General features: G+C 55.4%; 22 protein-coding genes. 12 read left to right on the top strand and 10 right to left on the bottom strand.

The window, feature by feature from the left end; genetic code table 11:
- Nucleotides 1-55 precede the first annotated feature (55 nt).
- Nucleotides 56-1,042, bottom strand: coding sequence for an EamA family transporter (locus CSC3H3_RS13550; protein ID WP_101268308.1), 987 nt, complete (start codon nt 1,040-1,042; stop codon nt 56-58).
- 233 nt (nt 1,043-1,275) lie between these two features.
- Here CSC3H3_RS13550 and CSC3H3_RS13545 point away from each other — a divergent pair, with 233 nt between their 5' ends.
- The gene (locus tag CSC3H3_RS13545; RefSeq protein WP_101285171.1) at nt 1,276-2,205 is read left to right on the top strand and encodes a LysR family transcriptional regulator; all 930 of its coding nucleotides are present in this window, start codon (nt 1,276-1,278) and stop codon (nt 2,203-2,205) included.
- A gap of 75 nt (nt 2,206-2,280) precedes the next feature.
- Here CSC3H3_RS13545 and CSC3H3_RS13540 read toward each other — a convergent pair whose 3' ends face one another.
- Nucleotides 2,281-3,228, bottom strand: a complete 948-nt coding sequence (locus CSC3H3_RS13540) for an amidohydrolase family protein (protein ID WP_101285170.1) — start codon at nt 3,226-3,228, stop codon at nt 2,281-2,283.
- Nucleotides 3,229-3,337: 109 nt separating this feature from the next.
- On the opposite strand from CSC3H3_RS13540, the gene CSC3H3_RS13535 reads away from it, so the two are divergent.
- From CSC3H3_RS13535 to CSC3H3_RS13515, 5 genes are all read left to right on the top strand, one after another.
- On the top strand, nt 3,338-4,228 hold the full coding sequence (locus CSC3H3_RS13535) for a LysR substrate-binding domain-containing protein (RefSeq protein WP_101285169.1): 891 nt from the start codon (nt 3,338-3,340) through the stop codon (nt 4,226-4,228).
- A 296-nt stretch (nt 4,229-4,524) separates the two neighbouring features.
- The gene (locus tag CSC3H3_RS13530; RefSeq protein ID WP_101285168.1) at nt 4,525-5,127 is read left to right on the top strand and encodes a TetR/AcrR family transcriptional regulator; all 603 of its coding nucleotides are present in this window, start codon (nt 4,525-4,527) and stop codon (nt 5,125-5,127) included.
- A gap of 310 nt (nt 5,128-5,437) precedes the next feature.
- Nucleotides 5,438-6,133 carry a hypothetical protein gene (locus CSC3H3_RS13525; protein WP_101268298.1) on the top strand — a complete coding sequence of 232 codons (696 nt, stop codon included), beginning with the start codon at nt 5,438-5,440 and terminating at the stop codon, nt 6,131-6,133.
- 95 nt (nt 6,134-6,228) lie between these two features.
- Entirely contained in the window at nt 6,229-6,864 is a 636-nt protein-coding gene (locus tag CSC3H3_RS13520) for a cytochrome b/b6 domain-containing protein (RefSeq protein ID WP_101268296.1), read from the top strand.
- Nucleotides 6,857-7,615: a molybdopterin-dependent oxidoreductase gene (locus tag CSC3H3_RS13515; RefSeq protein ID WP_101285167.1), complete on the top strand. Its 759-nt coding sequence runs from the start codon at nt 6,857-6,859 to the stop codon at nt 7,613-7,615. The genes CSC3H3_RS13520 and CSC3H3_RS13515 overlap by 8 nt, the downstream gene beginning before the upstream one ends.
- Nucleotides 7,616-7,711: 96 nt before the next feature.
- On the opposite strand, the gene CSC3H3_RS13510 is transcribed toward CSC3H3_RS13515, so the two are convergent.
- Both CSC3H3_RS13510 and CSC3H3_RS13505 read right to left on the bottom strand, forming a co-directional pair.
- Nucleotides 7,712-8,794 (bottom strand): cytochrome-c peroxidase, encoded by a 1,083-nt coding sequence (locus tag CSC3H3_RS13510; protein WP_101268292.1) that lies wholly within the window; start codon nt 8,792-8,794, stop codon nt 7,712-7,714.
- A gap of 483 nt (nt 8,795-9,277) precedes the next feature.
- Complete coding sequence (locus tag CSC3H3_RS13505; protein WP_101268290.1) at nt 9,278-9,862, bottom strand: LOG family protein; 585 nt, start codon at nt 9,860-9,862, stop codon at nt 9,278-9,280.
- Nucleotides 9,863-10,162: 300 nt separating this feature from the next.
- On the opposite strand from CSC3H3_RS13505, the gene CSC3H3_RS13500 reads away from it, so the two are divergent.
- From CSC3H3_RS13500 to pssA, 4 genes are all read left to right on the top strand, one after another.
- Nucleotides 10,163-11,197: a hypothetical protein gene (locus CSC3H3_RS13500; protein ID WP_101285166.1), complete on the top strand. Its 1,035-nt coding sequence runs from the start codon at nt 10,163-10,165 to the stop codon at nt 11,195-11,197.
- 318 nt (nt 11,198-11,515) lie between these two features.
- Nucleotides 11,516-12,679 (top strand): Ig-like domain-containing protein, encoded by a 1,164-nt coding sequence (locus CSC3H3_RS13490; RefSeq protein ID WP_101285164.1) that lies wholly within the window; start codon nt 11,516-11,518, stop codon nt 12,677-12,679.
- A gap of 404 nt (nt 12,680-13,083) precedes the next feature.
- On the top strand, nt 13,084-13,773 hold the full coding sequence (locus tag CSC3H3_RS13480) for a phosphatidylserine decarboxylase (protein WP_101268282.1): 690 nt from the start codon (nt 13,084-13,086) through the stop codon (nt 13,771-13,773).
- The gene (gene pssA / locus CSC3H3_RS13475; protein WP_101268280.1) at nt 13,773-14,630 is read left to right on the top strand and encodes a CDP-diacylglycerol--serine O-phosphatidyltransferase; all 858 of its coding nucleotides are present in this window, start codon (nt 13,773-13,775) and stop codon (nt 14,628-14,630) included. Before CSC3H3_RS13480 ends, pssA begins: the two co-directional genes overlap by 1 nt.
- Before the next feature lie 204 nt (nt 14,631-14,834).
- On the opposite strand, the gene CSC3H3_RS13470 is transcribed toward pssA, so the two are convergent.
- The 4 genes from CSC3H3_RS13470 to CSC3H3_RS13455 form a co-directional block, all read right to left on the bottom strand.
- Nucleotides 14,835-15,731 (bottom strand): TIGR02285 family protein, encoded by an 897-nt coding sequence (locus CSC3H3_RS13470; RefSeq protein WP_101285161.1) that lies wholly within the window; start codon nt 15,729-15,731, stop codon nt 14,835-14,837.
- 170 nt (nt 15,732-15,901) lie between these two features.
- Nucleotides 15,902-19,096: an efflux RND transporter permease subunit gene (locus CSC3H3_RS13465; RefSeq protein ID WP_101285160.1), complete on the bottom strand. Its 3,195-nt coding sequence runs from the start codon at nt 19,094-19,096 to the stop codon at nt 15,902-15,904.
- A 26-nt stretch (nt 19,097-19,122) separates the two neighbouring features.
- Nucleotides 19,123-20,307 carry an efflux RND transporter periplasmic adaptor subunit gene (locus CSC3H3_RS13460; RefSeq protein ID WP_101285159.1) on the bottom strand — a complete coding sequence of 395 codons (1,185 nt, stop codon included), beginning with the start codon at nt 20,305-20,307 and terminating at the stop codon, nt 19,123-19,125.
- A gap of 74 nt (nt 20,308-20,381) precedes the next feature.
- Complete coding sequence (locus CSC3H3_RS13455) at nt 20,382-20,990, bottom strand: PadR family transcriptional regulator (RefSeq protein WP_101285158.1); 609 nt, start codon at nt 20,988-20,990, stop codon at nt 20,382-20,384.
- A gap of 320 nt (nt 20,991-21,310) precedes the next feature.
- Here CSC3H3_RS13455 and CSC3H3_RS24845 point away from each other — a divergent pair, with 320 nt between their 5' ends.
- A complete protein-coding gene (locus CSC3H3_RS24845; RefSeq protein WP_245881122.1) occupies nt 21,311-23,053 on the top strand; it encodes a helix-turn-helix domain-containing protein in 1,743 nt (580 codons plus the stop codon).
- A gap of 153 nt (nt 23,054-23,206) precedes the next feature.
- Complete coding sequence (locus CSC3H3_RS13445) at nt 23,207-24,130, top strand: MipA/OmpV family protein (RefSeq protein WP_101285157.1); 924 nt, start codon at nt 23,207-23,209, stop codon at nt 24,128-24,130.
- Nucleotides 24,131-24,200: 70 nt separating this feature from the next.
- Here the strand turns inward: CSC3H3_RS13445 and CSC3H3_RS13440 are convergent, their stop codons facing one another.
- Together CSC3H3_RS13440 and fabG are read right to left on the bottom strand one after the other, a co-directional pair.
- Entirely contained in the window at nt 24,201-25,454 is a 1,254-nt protein-coding gene (locus CSC3H3_RS13440; protein WP_101285156.1) for a beta-ketoacyl-ACP synthase, read from the bottom strand.
- Nucleotides 25,451-26,176 carry a 3-oxoacyl-ACP reductase FabG gene (fabG, locus tag CSC3H3_RS13435; RefSeq protein ID WP_101285155.1) on the bottom strand — a complete coding sequence of 242 codons (726 nt, stop codon included), beginning with the start codon at nt 26,174-26,176 and terminating at the stop codon, nt 25,451-25,453. Before fabG ends, CSC3H3_RS13440 begins: the two co-directional genes overlap by 4 nt.

Here is a 26,176-nt window from a genome sequence, read left to right as displayed (position 1 = left end):
ACAGACGACGCCGATCGTCTGGCGCCGTCTGTCCCGTGGGGCGGGGGAGGGGTGTTTATTGTTGCTGGGCTGCGGCGGTGGCCGGGGTGGCTGCCCGTGTTGCAAGGCGGGCGGTTTTGTTTTTGGCACCCTGCCGTTTGCTAAGGGTGATCATGATAATGCCGGTGGTGACCAGCCCCGCACAGATCCAGAAAACGCTATCGGGTTTGGGGCTGGGCGTTGTTGTGAAGCGCGCGGCAATGGCCTCTATCCCCAACAGGACAAAGGGCAGGAAGCTGGTGGCAAGGATGTATGTTTCAATTCCGGCCAGCTTGATGGACCGTAACGTCAGCACCATTGCCGGGCCGCGCAACAGCGCGCCAATCACCAGCCCTGATAAAAGTGTTGGCAGGCCAAAGAAGTTTTCCAGCGACAGCGACGGCAGATCAATTGGCGCGACCAGCCCGATCAGCGGCGGGAAAATCAGGAACATGACCGATGTGATCAGCAACAGCACCCCGGTAAAGCGCAAATGCGCCCAGCTATCGGTCACCTGGTTATGCGGGTGTTTTTCCGCCACGACCGAGGATGAAATCGCCGTAACCTCGCTTGCCAGCATCAGCCATACTGCCGGGTTGGAAAAACCGCCGGGCAGGTGCCAGGCCATCCAGCCCGCACCGATCAGCAATACGATATGGCCCATCCATTCGCTTTTATGCGGTGGGCGCCCCAGAATAAAAGTCGCGGCAAGGGCGGCCATCGGCATCCCGGTTTGCGACAAAATGCCACTTTGCGGCGATGAAATATAAATCAAAGCCGCCGTCCAGGTCACACCGGTCAAAACGCGCAGAAAACCATAAAACCAGTTAAGCGGCATGGAAAACTGCCGCCAGGGAATCGCCCGGCCCGGTGAAAGAATGATCAATGCCAGCCCGCCAAATGCCAGTTGCCAGCAGGTCATGGCATAGGCATCGGCATGGAATTGCAGCAGGGCAACACGGTTTGCCACCAGCAATGTGGCCCATGTGACAGTGGTTAAAACAAGCAGCAGCAAAACAGGCATATGAAAATTCTCGAATTTGTATGAACATGCCCAGTGTTGCTGTTTCAGAAATGAATATCTATGCTTTGTTTTTGGGTGTGGTTATTCATTTTTGTATCACCCATTTGGGCCGATGAAATTACGATGCGAAATGCCAGCCATACCGGGGCTGTTGCCCGGTTGTTATGGCAATGCGATTGGCGATTGGCGGGCGGGGGCGATAATGTTTGTTTCAAGTATCAGGGCAGGACGAAATGCTAAGCGCTAAGACACCGGATTGGGATCATATTCGCATGTTTCTGGGCATTGCCCGTGCCGGTAGCCTGCGCGCCGCATCAATGGAAATGGGGATCAGCCAGCCCACGGTGGGGCGGCATCTTTCGGCATTGGAAGAAAGCCTGGCTGTAACCCTGTTTGACCGCTTGCCCGAAGGATTGCGCCTGACCGATGCCGGGCGCGATCTGATGCCGCGTGCCGAAGCGATGGAAACCGCAGCCCTTGCCTTTCACCGCCAGGGTGATGCGATTTCCGGTGTGCGCGACCGGCAGGTACGCCTGACCGCCAGCCCGTGGTCGGCCCTGTTTTTATCGGGCGAAATTGGCGCTCGGCCCGAAGGCCTGTTTCTGGAAATTCGTCAGTCCGATGACACGCAGCTTTTAACCAAGCGCGAGGCTGATTTTGCCGTTCGCCACGGCCTGCCTTTGACCGGCGATTTTGTTACACGGCGGTTGGGTTCCATTGCCTGTGCGGTTTATGCCGCGCCCTCGCTGGCGGCAAGCATGCTGGCCATGACGCGGGATCGCATTTTTATCGATGCGCCCTGGGCGTGCTTTGCCGAAGAATTCGACCTTTATGAAAGCCAGCGCTGGATATTGGGCCATCTGGGCGATGCCAAACCGGTTTTTCGTGCGGGCACCACACCAATGTTGCAACATGCCATGCGCAGTGGCATTGGTGCGGGCATTTTACCGTGCTTTTTGGGCGATGATGACCCGGCGCTTGTGCGGGTGTCCCAACCGATTTCAGCGCTGAATTCCGATATCTGGCTGATTGTGCATCGTGATTTGCGCAAGGCCGAGGGGATATTGCTGGCCAGTGACTGGGTTGCCGAACGCTTCAAGGCCCGGCAATTAAAACTAACCGGTGCGGCGGGCCATGCCAGCCACCAGTGCAATCTGGGTTAAAGGCGGTTTGCACACACAAGGGCGGCATCCGTTGGGGAATGCCGCCCTTTTTATGTGGTTACTGGTGGGGGGAAATTAGCCTGCCAGGCGCGGAAACAGGGCCAGTGCGCTTTGGCGATTAATGGCGGCTTTTTCCGGCGCGCTGATCAGGGGTGACGCATCAAGCTGATCGGCAAAGGATTTACCAATGCGCGCCGGGGCATAGGGAAAATCGCTGCCAAACAGGATATGCCCCGGTTTGGCAAAGGCTAGCAGGCTGGGCAGGGCAAACTGGCTCGATGACAGGGCAGTGTCGAAATAATAGCGGCGAAATTCTTCCAGCACGGCATTGGCATCGGTAATGTCTTCGCAGATCGCGGTTGCAAGTTCGGCAAAGCGTTGCGCTGCATAAGGCAGGAAGCCACCGGCATGGGACAGAATGATTTTCACATCAGGATAGCGCCGGGTGACACCGTTAAATACCAGTTGCACGGCAAGGCGGGTGGTATCAAACGGGTAATCGAGTGTCGGCGCAGGCATGCCCCTAATCACATCAAGGCCAAAGGGCTTGGTCGGATGGATGAAAACAACGGCCTTGCGCGCATTCAACGCCGCCCAAACCGGTTCAAAGGCGGCATCACCGGGATAAAGCCCGTCATAATTGCTAAGCAATACAACGCCATCGGCATTCAGCTCGTCAAAGCCACGGTCAATCTCGCGCAGGGCATTTTCAATGTCGGGCAGGGGCAGGGTAATGAAATTGCCAAACCGCTGCGGGTCACGGCTGACCAGATCGGCACTATAATCATTTACCGCACGGGCCATATCGCAACGGGCATCGCCTTGCCATCCGGCAATGCCCGGCGCGGTAAGCGATAAAATACCGGTTTTGATTTGCAGGCGATCCATAAATTCAATCGCCTTTGCGGGCGACCATTCCGGCATATGCCAGCCCGATGGGTCGCCGCCATGTTTTTGCAGGGCATCGGCCCAATGCGGCGGAATAATATGCTGGTGAACATCAATACGGTCAAAACTTGGCATGGGGTGCACTTTCCTGTTGGGGTGATGGGCCCATGCTCTGCCGGTTAATTGATATTTTCCAATGCCGTTTATATAATTATTGATATCTAAAATTTATGGATTGCGCGTCATGGAATTGCGGCATGTCCGGTATTTTCTTGCGGTTGCCAGCGAAATGCATTTTGGCCGTGCTGCTGCACGGCTGAATATTGCCCAACCCGCCCTTAGCATTCAGATCAAGGCGCTGGAGGAAGAACTGGGCGGTGCCCTGTTTGACCGGACCAGCCGGCAGGTGGCCCTTTCCCCCATGGGGCAGATATTTCTGCCCGAAGCACAAAAGATCATGGATCAGGCCAATCAGGCCCGTGATGCCGCAAGGCGGGCAGCAAAGGGCGAATTGGGCAGTATTCGCATCGGCTTTGTCGGCAATGCGTTTTTCAGTGGTCTTTTATCGCAGGATTTACGCCAGTTTCGTGCGGCCTGCCCGGATGTCAGCATTGAATTATGCGAATTGCCCGCCCGCAAACAGGCCGACCAGATCATGCATCGCACCCTTGATATCGGCTATGTCCCCGATTTCAACACACCCCGGCACCCCGATATTTTATGCCAGCCCACCGGCGCCTGGCCCTTTGTCGTGGCACTGTCGCCCGACCATGCCCTTGCCAGCCAACCAGCAATCCGTGCCGATGCGCTGCGCGATGAACGCTTTGTCATTTATGCCCTGGGCGAGGATGACGGCGATCATTTGCATCATATCGCCGCGATTTTGGGATATATGCCGCAACATATTACCCATGTTGCCAATACCCTGACCGTTTTGACAATGGCATCGGCGGGCCTGGGTATTGCCGTTGTGCCCGAAACCCTTTCGGAAATCAGAATCGCCGGAATGTGTTATGTGCCGCTGGCCGATGCCCGGCAAACCTCGCAGGCGGCAATTTTATCGGCACGTCATCAGGTGTCGCCTATTGTCCGACGCTATCTTGATATCGCTGCTCAGGCCAAAGGGGTGAAATAAGCGGGTGCGGGCTGATGGCAGTTTTGCAGGCGTTGGTAATGCCGCCGCCGTGCGACATGGTTTTGGGGCTGATTCTATCTGTTTTTGCCAGGCGAAGTGGCTAAACTGGAAGTTCACGTCGTGCTCACGGAATGGTGTTTGACGGCATTTTGGAATGTTGTTTTTAGGTAAGATGCTGATTTTAAAATGGAAATTTAACGGGTTTGCCATTGTGGACGGGCCAGTATGCGCGGATTGGCAGAACGTTGTTCATTTTGATGGTTGTCATCTTACTAACTAGTAAGTAAGTTTTTCACATGAACCAGAAAACATCATCCAAAGCACTCGAGATCATGGATCTTGCAAGATTGCTGATCGCCAATGGCGGATATAACGGCTTTAGCTATGCCGATATTTCCAAGACCCTGGGTGTCACCAATGCCAGCATCCATTACCATTTTTCGGCAAAGGCCGATCTGGTAAAGGCGGTGGTTTTGCAATATCGCGAAAACGGGCGCGAAACGCTGGCAAGGGTGCTGGCCGAAAATGACGACCCGGTGGCGCTGCTGCGCATGTTTGTCGATCACTGGCAGCGTTGCCTGCGCGAAGGGCCTTTGCCCTTTTGCATCTGTGTGATGCTGGCATCTGAAATGGCGTTACTGCCCGATCATGTCGCCGATGAAGTACAGGGCCATTTCGATGACCTTTCATCCTGGCTGACAGAGGTTGTAACCCGCGGTGACAATGCCGGTTTGCTGGCCCTTCAGGCAACCCCGCTGCAAGAAGCCCGGATTTTGATGACGGTGGTACATGGTGCATTGATTTCCGCCCGTGCGGCCCGCAACCCGGACCTTTACGGCGAAATCGTTATGCCAGCCCTTGAACGCCTGCTGGTAAAGGCGCCGGTCACGCGACACTGATCCGGGTTTGGGATGCTGATCTGTTCTAAAACCTTCTGGCAGGGCTAAAATGGCCTGCCAGGCCCGAAAACCGTAACTTCAGACATAGATATCAAAGGATATCTGCCGGGGCTTTTGCCCGGTGCCGTGCCTTTTTCCCGAAATCTGACAGGCCAACCATGCCCGCGCCACGGGTGGGGTTGTTCCCTGTGTCCGAAATTCCCACCAATGCCCCCATGCATTGACGGGAAAACGCCCCTGCCTTGCCAATTTACGGCCATTCGGGCCGCAGCAAGGCGGTCCTAAGTCCCCCAACACAGGAATTTTCAAAATGAAACCGTTTGTTTTTGCTGCTTTGACTGCTGTGGGTTTGTCAATTGCATCCATCGCCCCGCTTAAGGCGCAGCCGATGCCCGAACGCCTGCGTGGCACCGTTACCGATATCAGTGCCCAGTCGCTGGTCATTCACACCCGCGATAACCGTGATCTGACCATCACCCTTGATGATCAAACCCACTATGCCGCCGTTGTTAAATCCAGCCTCGATAACGTTGCCGAAGGCAGTTATATCGGCACGGCAACCAAGGAAACCGGTTCGCGCCTGATTGCACTTGAAATTACCGTGTTCCCGCCGGAAATGCGCGGCCTGGGCGAAGGTCATTATCCGTGGGACAAAATTTCTGACACCACCCTTGCCAATGGCACCGCCACCAGCAGCGCCATGACCAATGGCAATGTTTCCACCGTGACCAAGGCCAGCGAAACCGAAGTCAAAAGTGCGATGACCAATGGCAATGTCGCGACCAGTACCTCCAAGGGCGGTGTGACCACCCTGAAGGTCACCTATAAGGGCGGCGAGCAGACCGTTCTTGTCCCGCCGACGGCACCGGTTGTTGCCATTGCCCCGGGCACCAAGGATGACGTGGAAAAAGGTGCCGGTGTGTTTGTTGTCGCGATTGTTGATGGCGACAAAGCCATCGCCAAACAGGTTGCAGTTGGCAAAGACGGCGTCGTCCCCCCGATGTAAGACGCCTTCATTGCCTGGGGTGAAGGGGCGCTTGGCCACCCTTCACCCCGCTTCTCGCAACACCCTGTCTCCCGAATGTCAAACGGATGAATGTGATGAAAAATCCTGCGCGAACCCGGGTGCGGGCCGCACATCCCCTGCCGATACGCATCATGCACTGGATCAATGTTTACGCCGTCAGCTGCATGCTTTTCAGCGGTTGGGAAATTTACAATGCCTCGCCCGATCTGCCTTTTACCTTTCCGCAATGGGCAACACTGGGCGGCTGGCTGGGTGGGGCGCTGGCCTGGCATCTAAGCGCGATGTGGCTGCTGGTTTTTAACGGTGCTGCCTATCTTTTATATGGCATCTATACCGGGCATTTCCGCCGCGATCTGGCGGTGCCGTCACCGCGCGCCATTCTGCGTGATATGGGGGCGGCCCTTCGGTTTCGTCTGGGTCATCGCATCGGGCATTACAATGCTGTGCAGCGCCTGTTTTATGTCGGTGTGATTTGCATCCTCGTGGTCGAGGTTTTAACCGGCCTTTCCATCTGGAAACCCGTGCAGCTTGATGCGCTGGTATCGCTGTTTGGCGGTTTCCCGCTGGCTCGAAATATTCATCTGGCGATGATGCTGCTGATTGTCGGTTTTATCGTGGTGCATCTGGTGCTGGTTGCCATCGTTCCGAAAACCCTTGTTTCCATGTTTAAAACCGTGCCGGTCGACCGGCAGGAGGCCGCCAATGATTAAGTTTCGGCAAAAACCGGTCATTACCGAAGACGACATCCGCCGCGATGTCGAAAAACTGGGACGGCGGGCCTTTTTGCGCGGGTCATTATCGCTGGGCGGGCTGGCCATGTTAACGGGGTGCAATCTGTCCACCGATAGCGGTGCCGATGCCGCCCTGAAATCGATGCTGAAATTTGACGACAAAATTCAGTCGATGCTGTTTGACCCCGAAAGACTGGCCCAAACCTATCCTGCCAGTGCAATTACCGACCCGTTTCGCTTTAACGCCTATTATCCTGACTGGCAGGTGCGCCCGGTGCCTGATGACTGGAAACTGGAAGTCGCGGGTGATGTTGCCAATAAATCATCCTGGACCATCGATGCCTTGCGCAACATGCCGCAGGAAAGCCAGATCACACGTCATATCTGCATTGAAGGCTGGAGCCAGATCGGCCAATGGAGCGGCGTGCCGCTGCATTTTTTCCTAAGAACGATCGGGGCGGATTTGCGCGCACGGTACGTTAAATTCATCTGTTTTGATGATTATACCACCAGCATCGATATGGCGAGCGCGCTGCACCCGCAAACCATTCTGGCGCTCGATTTCCTTGAAAAACCGTTGACCCCGGAATGGGGCGCGCCGGTACGGTTGCGTATTCCCACCAAACTGGGTTTCAAAAGCGCTAAACATATCCGCGTGATCGAGGTCAGCAATGACTATTCCGGCGGTTATTGGGAAGACCAGGGATATGACTGGTTTGCCGGCGTCTGACCATCCTGTTGCTGCCCCAAGTTCCATTGGCACCAAACGCCCATAAACAAGGCCCGCCCGGCAAACCGGGCGGGCCTGTAGCCTTGGAAAGATGCCTTATTTATTGGCGATCATTTCCTTGGGGCGCGGGGTGCTTTCGGTGCTGACCGGCAGGATCGGATAAACGATCTGGGGTTCTTCACCGGTAAGCGTGCGCAGGAAGGCGGCGATGGCGGCAATGGATTTGTCGTCAAGCTCGGTACCAAGCTGGCTGGTGGCCATGATGCCCACAGCCTGTTCCAGGTTCCAGACCTTGCCGGTATGGAAATAGGGGGCTGTCAGCTCGATATTGCGCAGCGGGCCAGCGCGGAAGACATAGTCATCATCGGCGGTATGGGTAACGGCAAATCGGCCCTTGTCATTGGCAGGCAGAATGTCGGAACCCGGCTTTTCAACCACGCCAAACGGGTAATATCCATTACCCCCCACATTCACGCCGTTGTGGCACGATGCACAACCGCTATCCATAAACAGTGCCAGGCCTTCTTTTTCCTGGGCGGTCAGGATGGCGTCATTGCCTTCAAGGAACTGGTCAAACCGCGATGCCGGCGTGATCAGGGTTGCTTCAAAGGCTTCGATGGCTTTGGCCATGTTATCGAATGTGACGGGGTCTTTTTCACCGGGGAATGCCTTGGTAAAGCGATCGACATATTCCGGCATGGATTTAAGGGTGGTTACCACGCGGTCCGGCGTGCTGGCCATTTCGACACCGGCCTGAACCGGGCCTTTGGCCTGTGCCTTCAAATCGGCTGCGCGGCCATCCCAGAACTGGGCGATGTTAAAGACAGCGTTTAAGACCGTCGGGGCATTACGCGGGCCTTTCTGCCAGCCATGCCCGATGGATGTTTCAAGGTTGTCGTCACCCCCCATGCCCAGATTGTGGCAGGTATTGCACGAAATAAGCGCGCTGGATGAAATGCGGGTTTCGAAAAACAGCATTTTGCCCAGTTCGACTTTTTCATGGGTAACAGGGTTGCCTTTAACCGCAGGAACGGCAGAAGGAACAACCTCGAAATAGTCGTTGGCGGCCTTGCGCAGGGCAGCATCGTCCCCCTGTCCTGCGGCAAGGGCGCTGGTGATAAATCCGACACACAGGGCAGATGCCCCCAGCAGCCGGATAAAGGTGCGGGCGGTGTTCATGATATTCCCCTCTCTCTTGTACGGGAAATGCCACCTCATCACCGTAAGTCACTGATAACCATGATTTATGTCAAAATTCTAATTTAAATATATTTAATATAAATAAGGTTGCCTCAGGCCCGGAACAGGCAGACACTGCATCTTTCCGACTCACCTGAAAATACATGTGTCCCAGATCACAAATCGCGCATAAATCGTGGTTTTGCGGCGTTTTCTGCAATCTTTACGGGTAGCGTTGGGGGGGATTACGACTTTCCTGATTGATGCGCTAAATTGCTGCGTTCGGATGATCCACCATTGCCCGGCGCGTTTTGGCTGCTATCGGCTATGCGATCATGCGGATTCACTCTGCTTTTGCCGATCAGGCACGTCATTTTGCCAATGACGATGCACGCCAAACAAAACGGCCCCGCCGCAAAGGGCAGGGCCGTGGGATGGTGATGGTGACGGTGATGTCTTGGTGCCCAGCTGGGCATATCCGCCTTACAGCAGCTTTTCCTTCGGGTCGAATTTCGGTCCCGGTTCAGCCGAAAGTTTTTCAAACACGCCTTCAAGGCTGTCGGTCACCGAATACAGCTGGCGGTTGCTGGGGCGGGCAAAGCCTTCCTCGATAATGCCTTCGATCATATCAAGGCATTTGTCCCAGTAACCAAGGGCGTTGAAAAACACCAGCGGCTTGTCGTGAATGCCAAGCTGGCGCAGGGTCAGGGCCTCGAAGGCTTCATCAAGGCTGCCCAGCCCGCCTGCCAGGGTTACAAAAGCATCGGACCGGCGGAACATTTCCACCTTGCGCTCATACATGGATTTACAAACGATCAGTTCCGAAAGGCCCGCATGGCCGACTTCGATATCGTCAAGATGGGCCGGAATAATGCCGACAACATTGCCGCCATTTTCCATTACCGCGTCAGCAACCGCGCCCATAAGGCCGATGCGCCCGCCGCCGTAAATCAGGGTAATGCCGCGTTCAGCCATCATTTTGCCAAAGGCGATGGCGTTTTCCTTGTGTTGGGGATTTACACCATTCGATGCACCGCAAAACACACAAATCGAGTTTATTTTCGTCATGGCGGCCTGCCTTTCTTGTTATCTTGTTGCAGGAAAGAAACCCTTGAGCTTTCTCAATGTCTCTTTCATGCCCAGCTTAGCGTATGATATGCCTGCGCCGTCAATGATATCTTGATGTCAAAACCCGATTTCCGGGCAGGTTTTTGCAGTACGGTATTGCAGTGCGCAATTCCCCTGTGCAAAAGCGCAGCCCGATTTGTGCCGTAATATATCGTATTGTGTCGGTCCCGCAGTGCGTGGTGCCAGCCGGTACATGCATCGCCCTGAAAATTCAAAGCACTTAAGGCAGGTTAAATAAGCGTGTTTGTCGACAGTCCCTTCTGGTTTGCCATTCTTGTTTCCGGTGTGATTGCCGCCGTTCTGATGCTGGCGTTGTGGCTGGGCCTGGACCGCGCCGTTGCCCGGCGCATGGTACTGTCTGCCATTATTCCGGCCATTCTGGTGGCCGTGCCGGCTGCTGTTGGCCTGCCGGAAGGCATGCGCGGCGGGGCCGGGGCGGTGCTGGCGGTTATCCTGATTGGCGGCCTTGCCGGGATCATGATCGATGTGGCGCGTTTTTCCGCGCGTATCGCATCGGTGCTGGCCTGTGTCATCATTGTCGGGGGCGGCTGGCTGGTGCTGGGGGATGAAACCGGTGGGACGGCGGCTTTGCTGTCGCGTTTTACCGGGCCGCAAACGGCGCATTCGGTTTCCGTGCTGGCATGGGCGGCCTATCTGGTGATTGCCCTTGTTCTTGCCTTTGTCACCCTGCCGGATTTTTCAGCCGATGGCGAAGATGAAAAGGCGCCTGCGGGCAAAGGTAAGGCCAAAACCAAAACTGCCAAGGTAACGACAACACGTAAAAACAAAACCGTGACCGATGCTGGCAATATGGCTGATCGCGGGCCGGGTGCGCTTTCGGTGTTTTTTGCCCTGGTGCTGGGCATGGGGATTATCGCGGTTCAGTTTGGCCTGCGGGATCTTAAAATTCTGCATGGGGCGATGGCGGTGGCATTGCTGATTGCCCTGATCTCGGAAAAGGCAGCACCGCAATACCGTGCGGCGGTGTGGCTGGCGATGGTTGGGGCCATTATGGTGGCGGGGGCAACGGCCATTTTGCGCGCCCCGGCCAGCCTGGTTGCCCATGCGGTGCTTGTATTGGTGATGTTTGCCGGAACCGGCACCACCATGTTGCAAAAGGCCCTGCGACTTGAGCGTTTTTCCCAAGGTGATGCCAATGGTGCCGGGGCGGGTATTGCCTGGGCCGGTGCGGCCATTGTCCGGGTTTTGGCACTGGCCCTGCCGGTGATTATGGCGGCTCTGGTTGCCTTTATCGGATCGTCCCTGCCTTATTGATCAATCCTGTTGGTTCCGTGCCCGGCAAAAGCAGGCCGGGCCGTGCGAAATGGCCCGGATATGCCTGGAAATCGGCAAAAAACCGCTTTCAGGTGCAAAAATGGCAATTTCGGCGGGCAAATTTGCACATTTGCAACGGCTTGATGCAATTCCGGCTTTGTTACGGTATGGAAACTGTGCGATGAAAGTAGTACAAGTTTGCAATAACCGTGTCGGGGGTGGGGACAGAATTGGGCGTTTGATGCTGCAATGCCGCGCATCACTGCCATTCGGACCTTCGGCGAATAAAAGATAACCATCGTTCAAGGATATTTTCCGGTGAAACGACCTTATATCCTCGTCATTATCGGCGTTTTGCTGATCATTGCCGCCATCGTGCTGAATTATACGCTTACGGGGTCTGTCGACGATGATGTCGATGCGGTTTCAACCACGGAACCGGCGCAGCAGGACAGCAATGACAGTGCTGCAAATAGTGCAGCGCCGAAAACCGACGAAGCCGCTTCTTCCGACGAAAACAAGGCACCGGAAGTTTCCGATCCCAGCTTTGACGTTGTACGTGTCAGCCCGGATGGCAATTCCGTTATTGCCGGTCGTGCCGAACCTAACAGCAAGGTCCGTGTTCGCGAAGGCGAGGATGTGATTGGTGAAGCAACCGCCGATGACCGTGGGGAATGGGTGATCCTGCCGGAAAAACCGCTGGAACCTGGCGATCGTGAGCTTTCGGTTGAAAGCGAAGACAAGGATGGCAAGGTTCAGTCCGGTAACGAGGATGTCGTGGTGCTGATCCCCGATAGCCCGGCCAAGGAAACCACAGCCCCGATGGTCGCCCAGAAAAGCGACGAAGGCGCTGCCAAAACCGACGATAGCAAACAGCCGATCATTGCATTGCGTGTCCCATCCGAAGGCGAAGGCCCGGCCACCGTTTTGCAAGGCCCTGGTGCCGTTCCTGAAAACAAGGAAATCGCCAAGGCCGCAAACGAAGCCGCCCGCGAAGCCGGCCAGCCTGAAATTGCATCTTCCATGCCGCGTCTGAGTGTTGGTGTGGTTGATTATAATGAAAAGGGCCAGGTTGCCATGTCCGGCGATGCGGACCCTGATCATAATATCCGGGTGTATCTGGATAACAAATTTGTCGGTGATGCCCTGTCCAATAACAAGGGTGACTGGGCTGTAACCCTTGAATCCGATATCGACCCGGGCCAGTACAAACTGCGCGCGGACGAAGTTGATAAAAACGGCAAGGTCGTTGCCCGTGTTGAACTGCCCTTTGAGCGGGCCGATGCCAAAAAGGCGATGGAACCGGGCAAACGCTATGTCGTGCAGCCGGGCAACAGCCTGTGGCGTATCGCCCGTCGCGCTTATGGTGATGGTATCCAGTACTGGGTGATTTACCATCGCAACGAAGACCAGATCCGCGATCCCGACCTGATCTATCCGGGCCAGATTTTCTCTCTGCCCGAACAGGGTTCGTCTAACTGATTACGTCTAAAAAGCAGCAATAGGGCCTTGCGCGCTATTGCTGTTTTTATATGCCATCGACTTTGCGATTTTCGGCCCTATATCCATGCGCATGTCCGGGGCAATTGTGCCCCGGTCCACAGGCTGGTGGGCGATTTTGCCCGATGCGTTCGACAGGGCTTTGCCATTCTGGTAAAAATGCCGGGTTTGACGGGAAGGCACGCAGGCAGGCTGATGCGGTGAATTTGCACAGCCTACCGGCAAATCCCTGAAAACATGGCAAAGTGAATGATGTTGAAACGATCTGGACCGAAAAAAGCGCCGCTGGGTGATCCCCCTTGTTGAAGGGGACGGATTGCCAGTGATAAGAACATGCCAGGCGTGCCACTGACCGGCGCGTCGCATTGCAACCAGGGAATACAACTTTGAAATCCGTTCTTGTGCCGATCAATTCCGAAGGCTGGAAATTTATTGCGATTTTCGCCGCCGTGACCGTGATCCTGTTTCTGATCGCCCAGCCGCTGGGCTGGATTGGCGTGATCCTGACGTTGTGGTGCGCCTATTTCTTCCGCGATCCCGACCGTGTTACCCCGGTTGATGAAAACCTGGTGATCGCACCGGCCGATGGCCGCATCTGCATGATTTCGCAGGCCCCGCTGCCCAAGGAACTGGAACTGCAGGACCAGTCGCCGCGCACCCGTATTTCGATTTTCATGAATGTGTTTAACGTTCACGTCAATCGCTCGCCGATCAATGGTGAAATCGTTGGTGAGGCCTATGTTCCGGGCAAGTTCGTCAACGCCGAACTTGACAAGGCATCCGAACATAACGAACGCCAGATCCTGCTGGTCCGCGACAGCGCGGGTCGGGAATTTGGTGTTGTCCAGATTGCCGGTCTGGTGGCACGCCGCATCCTGTGTGATGTTGGCCGTGGTTCGATCCTCAAGGCCGGTGAACGTTTCGGCCTGATCCGTTTTGGCTCGCGCGTGGATGTGTATCTGCCCGCCGGTGTTGAACCAAAGGTTTGCGTGGGTCAGCTTACCATCGCAGGCGAAACGGTTCTGGCCGATGTGTCCGAATCAGCCGCTGCGCCCGCAACCGGGGAGATCCGTTAATGCCCTATGGTCCCAATAGCAACCGGCCGCGGCGGTTCAAGGCTTTGTCCCTGTCCCGTCTGGCCCCAAATGTCGCAACCCTTATGGGGATGTGCGCGGGTTTGACCTCGATCCGGTTTGCCATGCAGGACCATTGGGAAGCCGCGGTTACCGCTATCCTGATTGCCGGGATCATTGACGGCCTTGATGGCCGCCTTGCCCGCATGCTCAATGCCTCCAGCCGGTTCGGGGCCGAACTTGATTCGCTTTCCGACTTTGTCTGTTTTGGTGTTGCACCGGCATTGCTGATGTATTTCTGGTCGCTTCATCAATTGGGGCCGATCGGCTGGGCGCTTTGTCTGCTTTTTGCTGTGTGCATGTCCCTGCGACTGGCACGCTTCAATACCCAGATGCTGGGTGAACCCGAAATGCCAACCTGGGCCTATCGCTTTTTTACCGGGGTTCCGGCCCCGGCGGCAGCCGCCCTTTCAATGTGGCCGATTGTGCTTAGCTTCCAGTTTGGCGAAGGCATTTTCGATACCCCCTTCATCACGGCACCCTATATCGTTCTGATCGCGGTGCTGATGGTGTCGCGCATGCCGACCTTCAGCTTCAAAAAGGTCAAAATTCCCCGGGCATGGGTCCTGCCGCTGATGCTGGCTTTTGGCGCGTCGGTTGCGTTCCTGGTGTCCTCGCCCTGGCTGACCCTGTCGGTGATTGCCGGTGTCTATTTCGCGACCTTCTTTTTCAGCTACCGTTCCTATCGCCGCATGGGCGTTGAACAGCAGCAGCTTGAAGATCAACCCGACGAAGAAGAAGACCTTGGCCAGTCTGACGATGACCCCGAAGATGGCCTGAACCGCGTTCACCAGAACTAGGTTCGAACTTAGCCCGGTCGGGTTGAATGAAAATTGTAAATGTCAAAGGCCAGCCCGGTTATGTGGCTGGCCTTTGTTTTTTCGTGGAAACTGATTGTGTCCGCTGCCTGTTTCCCCACCACCTCAAAATAGTTTTCCGGCAGGCTTTGCCATGTCGTTTGTACGGGGCGGCAGCAAAATGAACCTGATTAAAAGCAAAGCGCTTTATTGTGATGCAGGTTCTTCCGCCGGGTCGGCCTGGGTCAGGCGGGTGGTGGTAACGGTTTCAAGCATCTGGCGATAGCGCACGCGGTCGCCGGGGGGAACCCAAGCCTGGTAAAAACGTAGCCACGGGCGCTGTGGATAGGCATCGAGTATGGCATTGACATCCTCGATCGCTTGCTTGCCTGCCCTGGTTTTCGAACATCCCATTGTCGCCTCGATATAAGGCTTGGCGTTCGCAATGGGCAGGGAAAGGATTTCACCCGGGGTGTTGGCCTTGCGGTGGTGATATTCGGCTTCGGTTGGTAAATACATTGCCCAGTCCAGGCGGCCCATTTCCAGAAGCTGAATGAATTTTTCGTCGCTGCCAACGGTGATGATGTTGGTCTGGCTGCGATGGCGCGCGACAATTTTGTCGATGAACTCGCCATAGGATCGGCCATGGCGCAGGGCAACATTCATGGAAATATCGTCCAGCAGGCGGTCCAGTTCGACCTCGTTGCGTGCATTCAGGTAAGGGCGAAACGCCGGAAGCTGACGTTTAAGTACAATGACTGACGGTGCCAGGCTGATCATGATCGGCTTGGCGAAATAGATATATTCCTTGCGTTCTTCCGTCGGGATCAGTGTCAGCGAACAGCGCAATTCATCGCTGCGCATTTCCGCAAGCAGGCGCGCCAGTGGTACGCGTTTGGCAACATGGTGATATTGCGGCAAACGGTCCATCAGCCATTGCTGGGTCTGTGCGGCATAGCCGGTTATTTCGCCATGTTCTTCGATATAGGCGGGGGGAAAGGGCGGAATCGCCCAGGTCAGCTCCTGTTGCGCGGCTGCTTTGCCGGAAAATCCGGCCAGTAAGGCAATGTGGCAGGCTGCTATGGCAAAGCGCCGTATCCGCATATGTCGAAGTTCCTTGTCGACCGCGCCAGTGTTAAATCTGGTCCTATTATCCTTGAGTGATCTATTCCTTAGTATAGCCAATCCCACCACCTAGTGATAGTAAAAAAAGCTGCCCCAAGGTAGGGCAGCTTTCACTTTGTGGTTTTTACGTAGCAGTGGGTGGGGCCAGGTTAATCAATGCTGACTGGCGCATTCCCGCTGGTTTCGGCTGGCTTTTCATCCTTGCCGCGCCAGCGCCGCCAGGCTTTGCCCATTCGGGCCACCATCAGGAGGGCGCAGGGCGTAAAGACCAGCGTCAGAACCGTCGCAAAGGTCAGGCCAAAGGCAATCGAGGTTGCCAATTGTACCCACCACTGGGTTGACGGTGCACCGATGGAAAATTCACGGGTGACAAAGTCGATATTGATCTGAAAGACCATCGGCACCAGACCAAGAATGGTGGTCACGGTTGTCAGCATCACTGGGCGCAGGCGCTGCGCACAGGTTTGCAGGATGGCATCTTCAATATTGTCCGCCGTTAATTTCAGCCGGTCATAGGTATCGATCAGAACGATATTGTTGTTCACCACGATCCCGGCCAGCGCGACAATGCCAATCCCGTTCATGACGATGGAAAAGGCCTGCCCCGTTAACAGCAACCCGCCCAGAACCCCGGCTGTCGACATAATGATCGCAACCATGATCAGAAGCGAACTGGTGATCGAGTTAAACTGCGTCACCAGAATGATGAACATGATAAACAGCGCAACCGAGAAGGCATTTTTAAGGAAGTCTGCCGATTTCTGCTGTTCTTCGTCCTGGCCCTTGAACTCGACATTCACACGCGGGTCGATATCAAGGGTTTTTAACCACTGTTTGACCTCCTGCACCTTGGTATCAACCAGGATGCCTTCGGTGACGTCGGCCTTGACGGTCAGGGCACGACGGCTGTCAACACGGTGCAGGGTGCCGGTTTTGGGTTCGGCAGTGCGCGTGATGAAGTTGGAAACCGGCACCAGCCCCTTGTCGGTCACAATATTAAGGCGCTGCAATTCTTCAAGGGTGCGGCGATCTTGCGGGAAACGTCCCACAATGTCGATTTCCTCGGTCGAATCATCGGGGCGATAGGTCGAAAACAGAATGCCGTTTGTGACCAGCTTTACCGTATTGCCAATCGTTGCAATATCAGCCCCGAATTTAAGTGCCTGGGCACGGTCCACCTTGTATTCCCAGTCAATGCCCGGGGGGGATTTGCCGTCTTCAAAATTGTAAAGACCACCGATTTTATGCAGGCCATCCATGATTTGGGCTGATGTTTTATCCAGCAGTTCCGGGTAATGGGACCGCAACTGGATTTGCACATCCTTGCCCTGGGGCGGGCCTGCTTCGGCTGCACGGATTTCAACCTGGATACCGGCAAGATCACGCGTGGCATCAAGGATTTTATGTTCAATTTCCTTGGCCTTCGGGCGTACCTGCCAGTCGGCATATTCAAGCTGGATCACACCGATAACGTCTTCAGGCGTGTCATCGCTGCCCTGTCCGGCATCACCGCTGCGGCTATAAACCGTATCAAACCAGTGATGGCCGGTTTCGGACTGGTCATCAAGGGTAAGAATGCGGTTTTCCACTTCGTGCACCAGCGCGTCCTGTTCGTAATAGGACATATTGCCACGTGCACGGATCTGTACTGCGGCATTTTCCGGTTCGACAGACGGGAAAAATTCAAACCCCTTGCCAAACATGCCAAATGCCATCCAGACCGCAATCAGGATTACAAAGGCAAGCGGAATGATCAGCCAGTAAATCCGAAGCGAACCACGCAAAACCCGGATGTAAAAACCCGTTCCGCCCGTCAGTTTTTCAAGTTTGTCGGTTTCACCGGCGGCCACGGCATCAAGGGCATCATTGGCAGCAACACCGGGTTTGCCAAACCATGCACCCACCGTTGGCACGAAAATAAGTGCCATTGCCAGCGATGCCGTCAGGGTAAACAGCACCGTGATGGGCAGGAATTTCATGAAATCGCCAACCACGTCAGGCCAGAATGCCAGGGGCAAAAAGGCTGCCAGTGTGGTTGCCGTCGAAGCAATGATGGGCATCGCCATGCGTTTTGCCGCCAGCGGATAGGCCTGCTTGCGATGCAGCCCATCAAGCATCTTGCGATCCGCATATTCGGTAACAACGATGGCACCATCCACCAGCATCCCGACCGCCAGGATCAGCGAGAACAGCACAACGATATTCACCGTCATGCCCAGCGCCCACAAAATCAGGATCGCAGTCAGGAACGAACCGGGAATGGCAAGCCCTACCAGCAGGCCCGACCGCCAGCCCAGCGACCAGATTACAACCACCATCACCAGCAGAATTGCCAGAATGACGCTGTTTTGAAGGTCGGTCAGCATGGTGCGGATGTCTGATGACTTGTCCTGCGAATAGGTAACCTTCACCGTATCGGGGTAGGCTGCTGCTGCCTCGGCAGTTACGGCTTTAACCGCATCGATCACATCAATGATGTTTTCGCCAACACGTTTGGAAACTTCAATCGCAATGGCCGGGCGGCCATTCAGGCGGGCAAAGCTGGTGGCATCCTTGAAGGTACGATGCACTTCGCCAATGTCGCGGAAACGGATGACGGAATCACCATCAACGATCAGTGGCATGTTCAAAATGTCTTCAACATCCTCAAACAGGCCGGGAACCTTGATGTTAAAACGCCCCGCACCGGTATCAAGGGCACCTGCCGCCACAAGCGAGTTTGAATTGCGCACCAGCGATACGATATCAACACCCTTTAACCGGTAGCTTTCGATCTTCATCGGATCGATGACAAATTCCACCAGTTCTTCGCGGTCGCCCGCCAGTTTGGCTTCGAGAACGGCCGGGATGCCTTCGATATCGTCTTTCAGGTTACGCGCAAGACGCAGCAAAGTGCGTTCAGGCACCTCGCCCGACAGGGTCACAACCAACACCGGAAACAGCGACAGGTTAACCTCGTGAACTTCGGGGTCGTCGGTATCATCGGGCAGGTCGGATTTGGCAATATCAACACGTTCGCGCACATCGGCCAAGGCATCATCGATATTGATGTCGCTGTAAAATTCCAGCGTTACCGATGCACCACCCTGATAGGCCTGCGAACGCATTTCCTTCACACCTTCAATGGTGCGCAACTGCTGTTCCATCGGGCGCAGCAACAGGCGTTCGGCATCTTCGGGGGAAATCCCCTCGTGATGCATCAAAACATAAAGGATCGGGATCTGAATGTCCGGGTCGGCTTCTTTGGGGATGGCGTTATAGCCAACCCAGCCCGCAACCAGCAACAGGATCAGTGTCATTATGACGGTGCGCGATCGGTTCAGCGCAAGATCAATAAGAGACATGGTTTGATTTCCTTTGCGCGGGCAAATCAGTTGCCGGCATTTTGCTGGCTTGTGGCACCTTCGGGTGCCTGCGCTTGGGCGGCTGTATCGGCATTGGCGGATTTCGCACTGGTCGGTACATGATCAATGCGATCAATCGTGACCTTTGTGCCTTCCTTGACCCAATCCTGCCCCACAACAATCAGATCGGCCTGGTCTGGCAGGCCCGTGATCCAGACATTGTCGCGATCACCGCCCTGCAGGGTGACGGGGTAAAATACCACCGTCTCACCCTCGACCCCGCGCACACCCAGTTCGCCATCGTCATTCAGCGTCAGCGAAGATGACGAAATCTTGTGGGCCTTTTGCGTGCCAACCGGAATAACCAGTTCGGCCGTCATGCCATCGGGGATGGAAAAGTCGGCATTGTCGAGTTCAACTTCAACCCGGTAGGTGCGGGTTTCGTTGTTGCTGGCAATGGCGGTATAGCGCACAACACCCTGGCGAATGCGGCCGTCAAACAGGCGCACATGCGCCATCTGCCCAACATGCAACAGGCCAATCGAATGTTCCGGTACATGGGCAACCACCAGCATCGGGTCCGGCTGGATGACGGTGGCAATGGCATCGCCAATCGAAACCAGATCGCCCATTTCAACCGGGCGGGTTTCGACGACACCATCAAAAGGTGCGCGAATGGTGGTGTGGGCCAGTTCAACTTCGATGGCCTTTAAATCGGCACGGGCTTCTTCAAGGGCGGCCTTGGATTCCGCCACACCGGTTTTTGACCGGTAATCTTTTTTGGCCAGGCTTTTGGCCGCGTCATATTCCAGATCGCGCTGGTCAACCAGGGCACGCGCCTTTTCCAGGCGGGCGGGGCGGTCATCCGCGGCAAGGCGCACCAGAACATCGCCTTTTTTAACCCGGGCGCCTTTTTCAACGGCAATTTCAACAATGCGCGATGATGTCTGCGCGCGAATGTCGGATTTGACGGCGGCTTCGGTGCTGCCGGTCTGGATCAGTTGTTCAACATGGTCTTCCGCACGGGATGCCATTGCCCGAACCGATGGCATGGGTTCCTGCGCCTGTGAGCTGCCAGTATCAGCGCCATTGGCGGTTGTTTCGGATGTTTCTTCTGCCGGGGCCGGTTCAGCACCCGGAAGCATGCTTGAACCAATCCATAATACAGCGCCAACAATCAGCGCGATTGCGATCAAACGTGAAGCATTCATTGGTTTCGCGTTCCTAAAAGACCTGTGCCTAATTTTATTTTCGCCGGTGTTAAGGGCGCGCCTGTTGCCCGTAATCAGGGCTGGCGCGAACGGCGCTTGCGTAATTCAGCCAAAAACGGCTTTTTGTTTTTGCTGATGAAATCAAGGGTCGCGCGGCATACGGCTTCCCCCAATCCACCAATAAAATCGCAGCCTGCCTGGCAGGCGGATTTGGACGTATCGGGATCGGTTTTGGTGTCGGTGTCGGTATTCGTATCGGTATCTTTGTTGAACTGCCCGTCAGCCTCGGTAATGCGGTCCAGCATGACTTCCTGCCGGGCAGCATATTCGTCAATCAGTGCTTCGCAAAGTTCAACCGGCAGTTCATGGGCAAAAGATAACAGAAACAGGATATCGGACCGATAGCGATCCTCGCCGGGGCGGGTTTGAAACAGGGTGCGCAAAAAGGTGCGCCGGCCCTCGGGCGTCAGGCGGTAAACCTTTTTATCAGGGCGGTTTTCCTGTTCCTGTTCGGTAAAGGTGACCAGCCCTTCCTGGCTAAGCTTTGTCAGCGCCGGGTAGATCGACCCAAGGGATGCCATTTGAAAAAAGCTGAAAACGCCTTCTTCAAACATTTTGCGGATTTCATAACCGCTGGCATCGCCGGCCATAAGCGCGCCCAGACAAAGGGATCGGATATCCATCGGGGTTACTGCTGCCTTTATAACAAATTTAGTATATCAGTTCGATATAGGTTGGCTTGTAGTATATCGGTCCGATATAGTCAACTTGGGTTTTTAAACGCGTCGGAAATTTCCGCGGAGGTTGTGCGCAGGGTTTTCCGATTTTATGATCACCGGGAAACTGACCGAAAAATGCGCGATAAGCGTCCGTTTATGCAGGATCGGACGCGCGAAAATCTATTCGGACATATAGAAGCAATACAATCTAATCAGCATGATTTACCCTTGGTGCCTGTCAGGACGGGCAAACGGGTATGCCGGATGTGCAGGATGGCATTATTTTGAATACAGTTAATTTCTATGAAGGCGTCGAACTGTTCATCTCGGTGCTCGGGCTGTTACAGGCGGGCTTCTTTTGCGTTGTCCTGCTGTCCGAAGGGCGGCTTGCCTATCGTGCCAATCGCTGGATGATTCTGTTTATTGCCGCGGTCAGCGCCAATCTGATTGAGGACGTGGTCGATGTTCTGGGGTCGACCTCGCTTAATTTCTATGGCGAGGTGGTTTTCCTGCCCTTCAATTTTGTCATCACCCCGGCGATCTATCTGTATTTTTGCGAAGTCTCGGGTGGTGTCAAAATCAACCGTGCGCGCCATTTTGCCATCGTGCCGATCATGGCCAATCTCGCTTTCTGGCTGGTGATTGGTATTGGCAAAGTGCCGGAAAATGGCGATCTGTCCTACGAGCTTGCCATGAGCATCACCGCCAGCCCGCTGATGGCAGTCTTGATCAATATCGTCCATTTCGGGCTATACGTGCAGGCCGTTATATATGTTGTACTGTTGTGGCGGGTGGCACGGCGTTACTTCCGGCAGGTGCAAATGCAGCTTGGTGCCCAGCGGGACGATATGGTGCGCTGGATGCGCAATGTGCTGGGCAGTGTTTTGTTCATCTTTCTGGTGTTTGTCGCCCAGGAATTGATGGGCGATTTGCGCCACGATGGCCAACTGTGGTCCTTCCAGTTTTTGAATGTTGCCTTCCTGCTGGTGTTTTTCTGGCTAAGCTACACCCTTGCCACCCACCAGGTGGTGTTTGTCCTGCCGGACTGGGATGACACGGCTGGCGATGATGATTTGAACGATGCCGACATGCCACCCGCCCCGCCAATTGGCGCGGATAGGGGGATGTCCCAAAATGTCCGTTTATATGATAAAGGTGCGGGTGAAAATTCAAATGGCGGAAATCCGCGGGGTGTAGCACCCCCGATTCGTCACTTTCTGGACAAAAACGACTCGGCTTTTCCTGCCAATGATGGCAGTTCGGCGGCACGGGCCGGGGGGGGGCATGATGTGTCTGGGTCATCGGCGTCGCCTGCAAATGGTCTGCACGGGCAACCGACGGGTTCGGCTACTATGTCGGGCACCGGCAATGCTTCGGTGAATGCCGCGAACACCGGGCAGGGGCCAATGGCACCGTCTGTTTCGGGTGCTTTGGGCGCATCTGGCGCACCGGGCGTTTTGGGCCGACCGGGTGCTGAGCAGGTTTTACCTCTGGGGGCGGGACCGGGTGCCAATGGTGTTGGTACGCCTGTTGGGGCAGGTGCTGTGACTGCTGGTGTTACCGGTACTGCGTCTGGTTCATCATCCGATGCCGCCATGATGGCGGCTGTCAAAGGCCCCGGCGCACCGGGTGTTGCCAGCATGGCGGGCGATGCGTTGCCCCGGCCATTGCTCGATGATGATGATGTTGAACGTGCCACCCGCCGTTTGCAGGTTATTCACAGTCAGGGCGAATTGCTCCATGACCCGATGATATCATTGCCCAAGCTGGCGCGTGCGGTGGGCATATCGCCCAACCAGCTTTCCTATGTGTTGAACCACCATGTCGGGCAGAACTTTTTTGATTTCGTAAACAGTGCGCGCGTGGCCGAAGCACGGCGGCTTTTGCTGCGCGAACCGGACCGGCCCATCCTTGATGTGGCGCTGGAGGTTGGTTTCAATTCGAAATCGACATTCAATCTGGCATTTAAAAAAATCACCGGAGAAACGCCTAGCAGTCTGAGACGAAAGGAAAATGGGACGTCCTAATGCGCAATAGGACGTTTTGGTCGTCCGAACTTGCCCCGAAGGACGCCAGACTGCCATAAAACAGGCAAATTGGTTTGATGATTGAGGCACTAACAAAAAGAACACCTTTTAAGGCCGATCATTTCAAACCAATGACGGAGATTTCGTTAGGACATGAGACTGCATCATTTACGTTATTGCCTGTTGCCCGTTTGCCTGGCAACGGTGACCCTGCCTGCTGTTGCACAGGCAGACGATGCGCCTGTTTACCAGCCCGGCCCCGATCCTGTTTCGGTTGACCATAATGACGCGACCAACACCATGTCGCACCAGAATGGCACGGCGGGCAACAGCAATGACATGGGCATGTCGGCAGATAACAGCGGCACGGCCAGCAATGCTTCCTATCGTGACCAGTGGCTGAAAGGCCGCTTTCAGCTGGGGGCCGTTGGCAATGTGGAATCTTCGCCCTATCGCGGCGCGGATAATTATGACCTTGGCGGCCTGCCATGGATCGCCTTTGACAGCGAACGCCTGCATGTCGGCATTGATGGTATCAAGGCGAAAATTGTTCAGGGCAACTGGGGCAGCGTTTCCATCCTGGGTAATGTGCGCATGAAGCCGTTTGACGATGATGACAGCCCGTATCTTCGCGGTTTGCATGATCGTGACTGGGCCTTTGAAACCGGTGTGGCCTATGACCGGGAAATCGGCCCCGGCGAGGCGCATATCGAATATCTGCACGATGTCAGTGGTGAGCATGAAGGCCAGCAGGCCGATGCCACCTACAAAATCCCGTTCCAGACCGGGCGGTTCCACTATGATGTTGGCGGCGGTGTGATGTGGCGTGATTCCGGCCTGAACAATTATTATGTCGGGGTGGAACCGGGCGAAGCCCGTGCTGATCGTGCGGCCTATTCAGCCGACAGCGCCTTTTTGCCGCATCTTGATGCGTCGGTGGCCTATCAACTGACCCAGCAAATGATCGTGCGCGCCAATGCCAGCGCAACCTTCCTGCCCGATGAATACAAGGACAGCTCGATCATCGAGGATGATGTGATTTATGGCGTCGGTCTGGGGCTGGTTTACCAGTTCTGATCGGCGTTTCATAAAACGCAAAACGGGCAGCGGATGAAAATGCGCTGCCCGTTTTTTTATGAGCGTGCCATCAGGCAATGGCGTTGGCATTCCTGAAAATCAGCGATGTATTGATGCCGCCAAAGGCAAAATTGTTGGACATGAAATGGGTGGCATTAATGTGCCGCGCATCCCCACTGATATAGTCAAGCTCCGCACATTGCGGGTCCACCTGTTCAAGGTTGGCAGTGGCGACAAAGCGGTTTTCACGCATCATTTCAATGCCGAGCCAGGCCTCAATCGCACCGCACGCGCCCAGCGAATGGCCAAAATGCCCCTTTAGGGTATGAAGCGGTATATCGCGGTTGAAAACCGCCCGTGTCGCCAGGGTTTCCGCCAGATCGCCATGGTCGGTTGCGGTGCCATGTCCATTGACAAGGTCGATATCGGCCGCCCTTAACCCGGCATCATCAAGGGCACCCTGCAGGGCGATTTGCATTTTGTCGGCAGCGGGCTGGGTAACGTGCGCCCCGTCCGAATTGGTAGCAAAACCGGCGATTTCGGCATAAATCGTCGCCCCGCGGGCGCGCGCATGTTCATATTCTTCCAAAATCAGGGTGCCAGCCCCTTCGCCAATCACCAGCCCGTCGCGCCGTGCGTCATAGGGGCGCGGGGTGTGGCTGGCATCGTCATTCGTGGTGCTGGTGGCAAACAGGGTGTCAAACACCGCCACCATGGTCGGGCACAGTTCCTCGGCCCCGCCAGCAATCATCACATCCTGCATGCCATATTTGATGGCTTCATAGGCATAACCAATGCCCATGCTGCCCGATGTGCAGGCCGTTGATGTGGGAATAACCCGCCCGCAAATGCCATACAGCACACCAATATTAACCGCCGCAGTATGGCTCATCATCTGGATATAGCTGGTTGCGGTAATGCCGTTTGATGACCCGGTTTCAAAAAGCTGGGTAAAACCCAGAACCGGTGGCGTGCTGCCAAAGGACGACCCATAGGAAATACCCAGCCGACCACCCCGCAAAATGGCGGTATCATCGCGCAGGCCCGCATCAATCAGGGCGTTTTCGGTGGCGGCAAGGGCCATTTGCGCAACCCGGCCCATGCTGCGCAGCTGTTTGCGGCCAAACTTCCCCGCCAGCGAAAAATTCTGCACCGGGGCTGCCAGGCGGGTGCGAAGGTCATATTTACCGTCCCAGTCATCCATGCGGCAAATGCCGGTTTCGCCGTTTTCCATCCGGGTGCGGATGCTGTGCCAGTCATTGCCAAGGGCGGTAACACCCGACATGCCGGTAACCACCACGCGGCGGGGGTAATGCAGGCTCATAACATGCCGCCATTTACGCTAATGACCTGACGGGTGATATAGGCAGCATCCGTGCTGCATAAAAAGGCAATGGTAGCGGCGATTTCGTCGGTTTTGCCAAACCGGCGCAGCGGGATCATGGCGCGCAATTCGGTTTCGGGCAGGTCAGCCGTCATTTGGGTTTCGATAATGCCCGGTGCCACGGCATTAACCGTGATATTGCGTTTCGCCAGTTCCAGCGCCAGCGATTTGACTGCGCCAATAATACCGGCCTTGGAGGCCGCATAATTTACCTGCCCGCGATTACCGGCAATCCCGGCAATCGATGTCAGGGCAACAATACGCCCCGGTTTGCGGCGCTGAACCATGGGCATCACCAGCGGTTTGACCACATTGTAAAACCCGCCCAGATTGGTGTTGATCACCGTATCCCATTCATCATCTTCCAATGCGGGAAAGGCACCGTCGCGGGTTAGTCCGGCATTTAAAACCACGCCATAGGGCGCGCCATGTGCGGCAATGTCGGTTTCGATCGCGGTGCGGGTCTGGTCGCGATGGGCAATGTCGAACTGGAGGGTACGGGCATTTCGGCCAAGGGCGGCAATATCGGCGCAAACCGCATCGGCCCCGGCTTGGTCGGAATGATAATGCACGATAATGTCAAAGCCATCGCGGGCCAGACGGCGGGCCGTTGCGGCGCCAATGCCTTTGCTGGCACCTGTTACCAGAATGGTGTCTGTCAT

This window comes from Thalassospira marina (assembly GCF_002844375.1).
GTDB classification, from domain to species: domain Bacteria; phylum Pseudomonadota; class Alphaproteobacteria; order Rhodospirillales; family Thalassospiraceae; genus Thalassospira; species Thalassospira marina.
The sequence above is the reverse complement of the archived record's forward strand: the minus strand, read 5'-3'. Positions and strand labels throughout refer to the sequence as shown.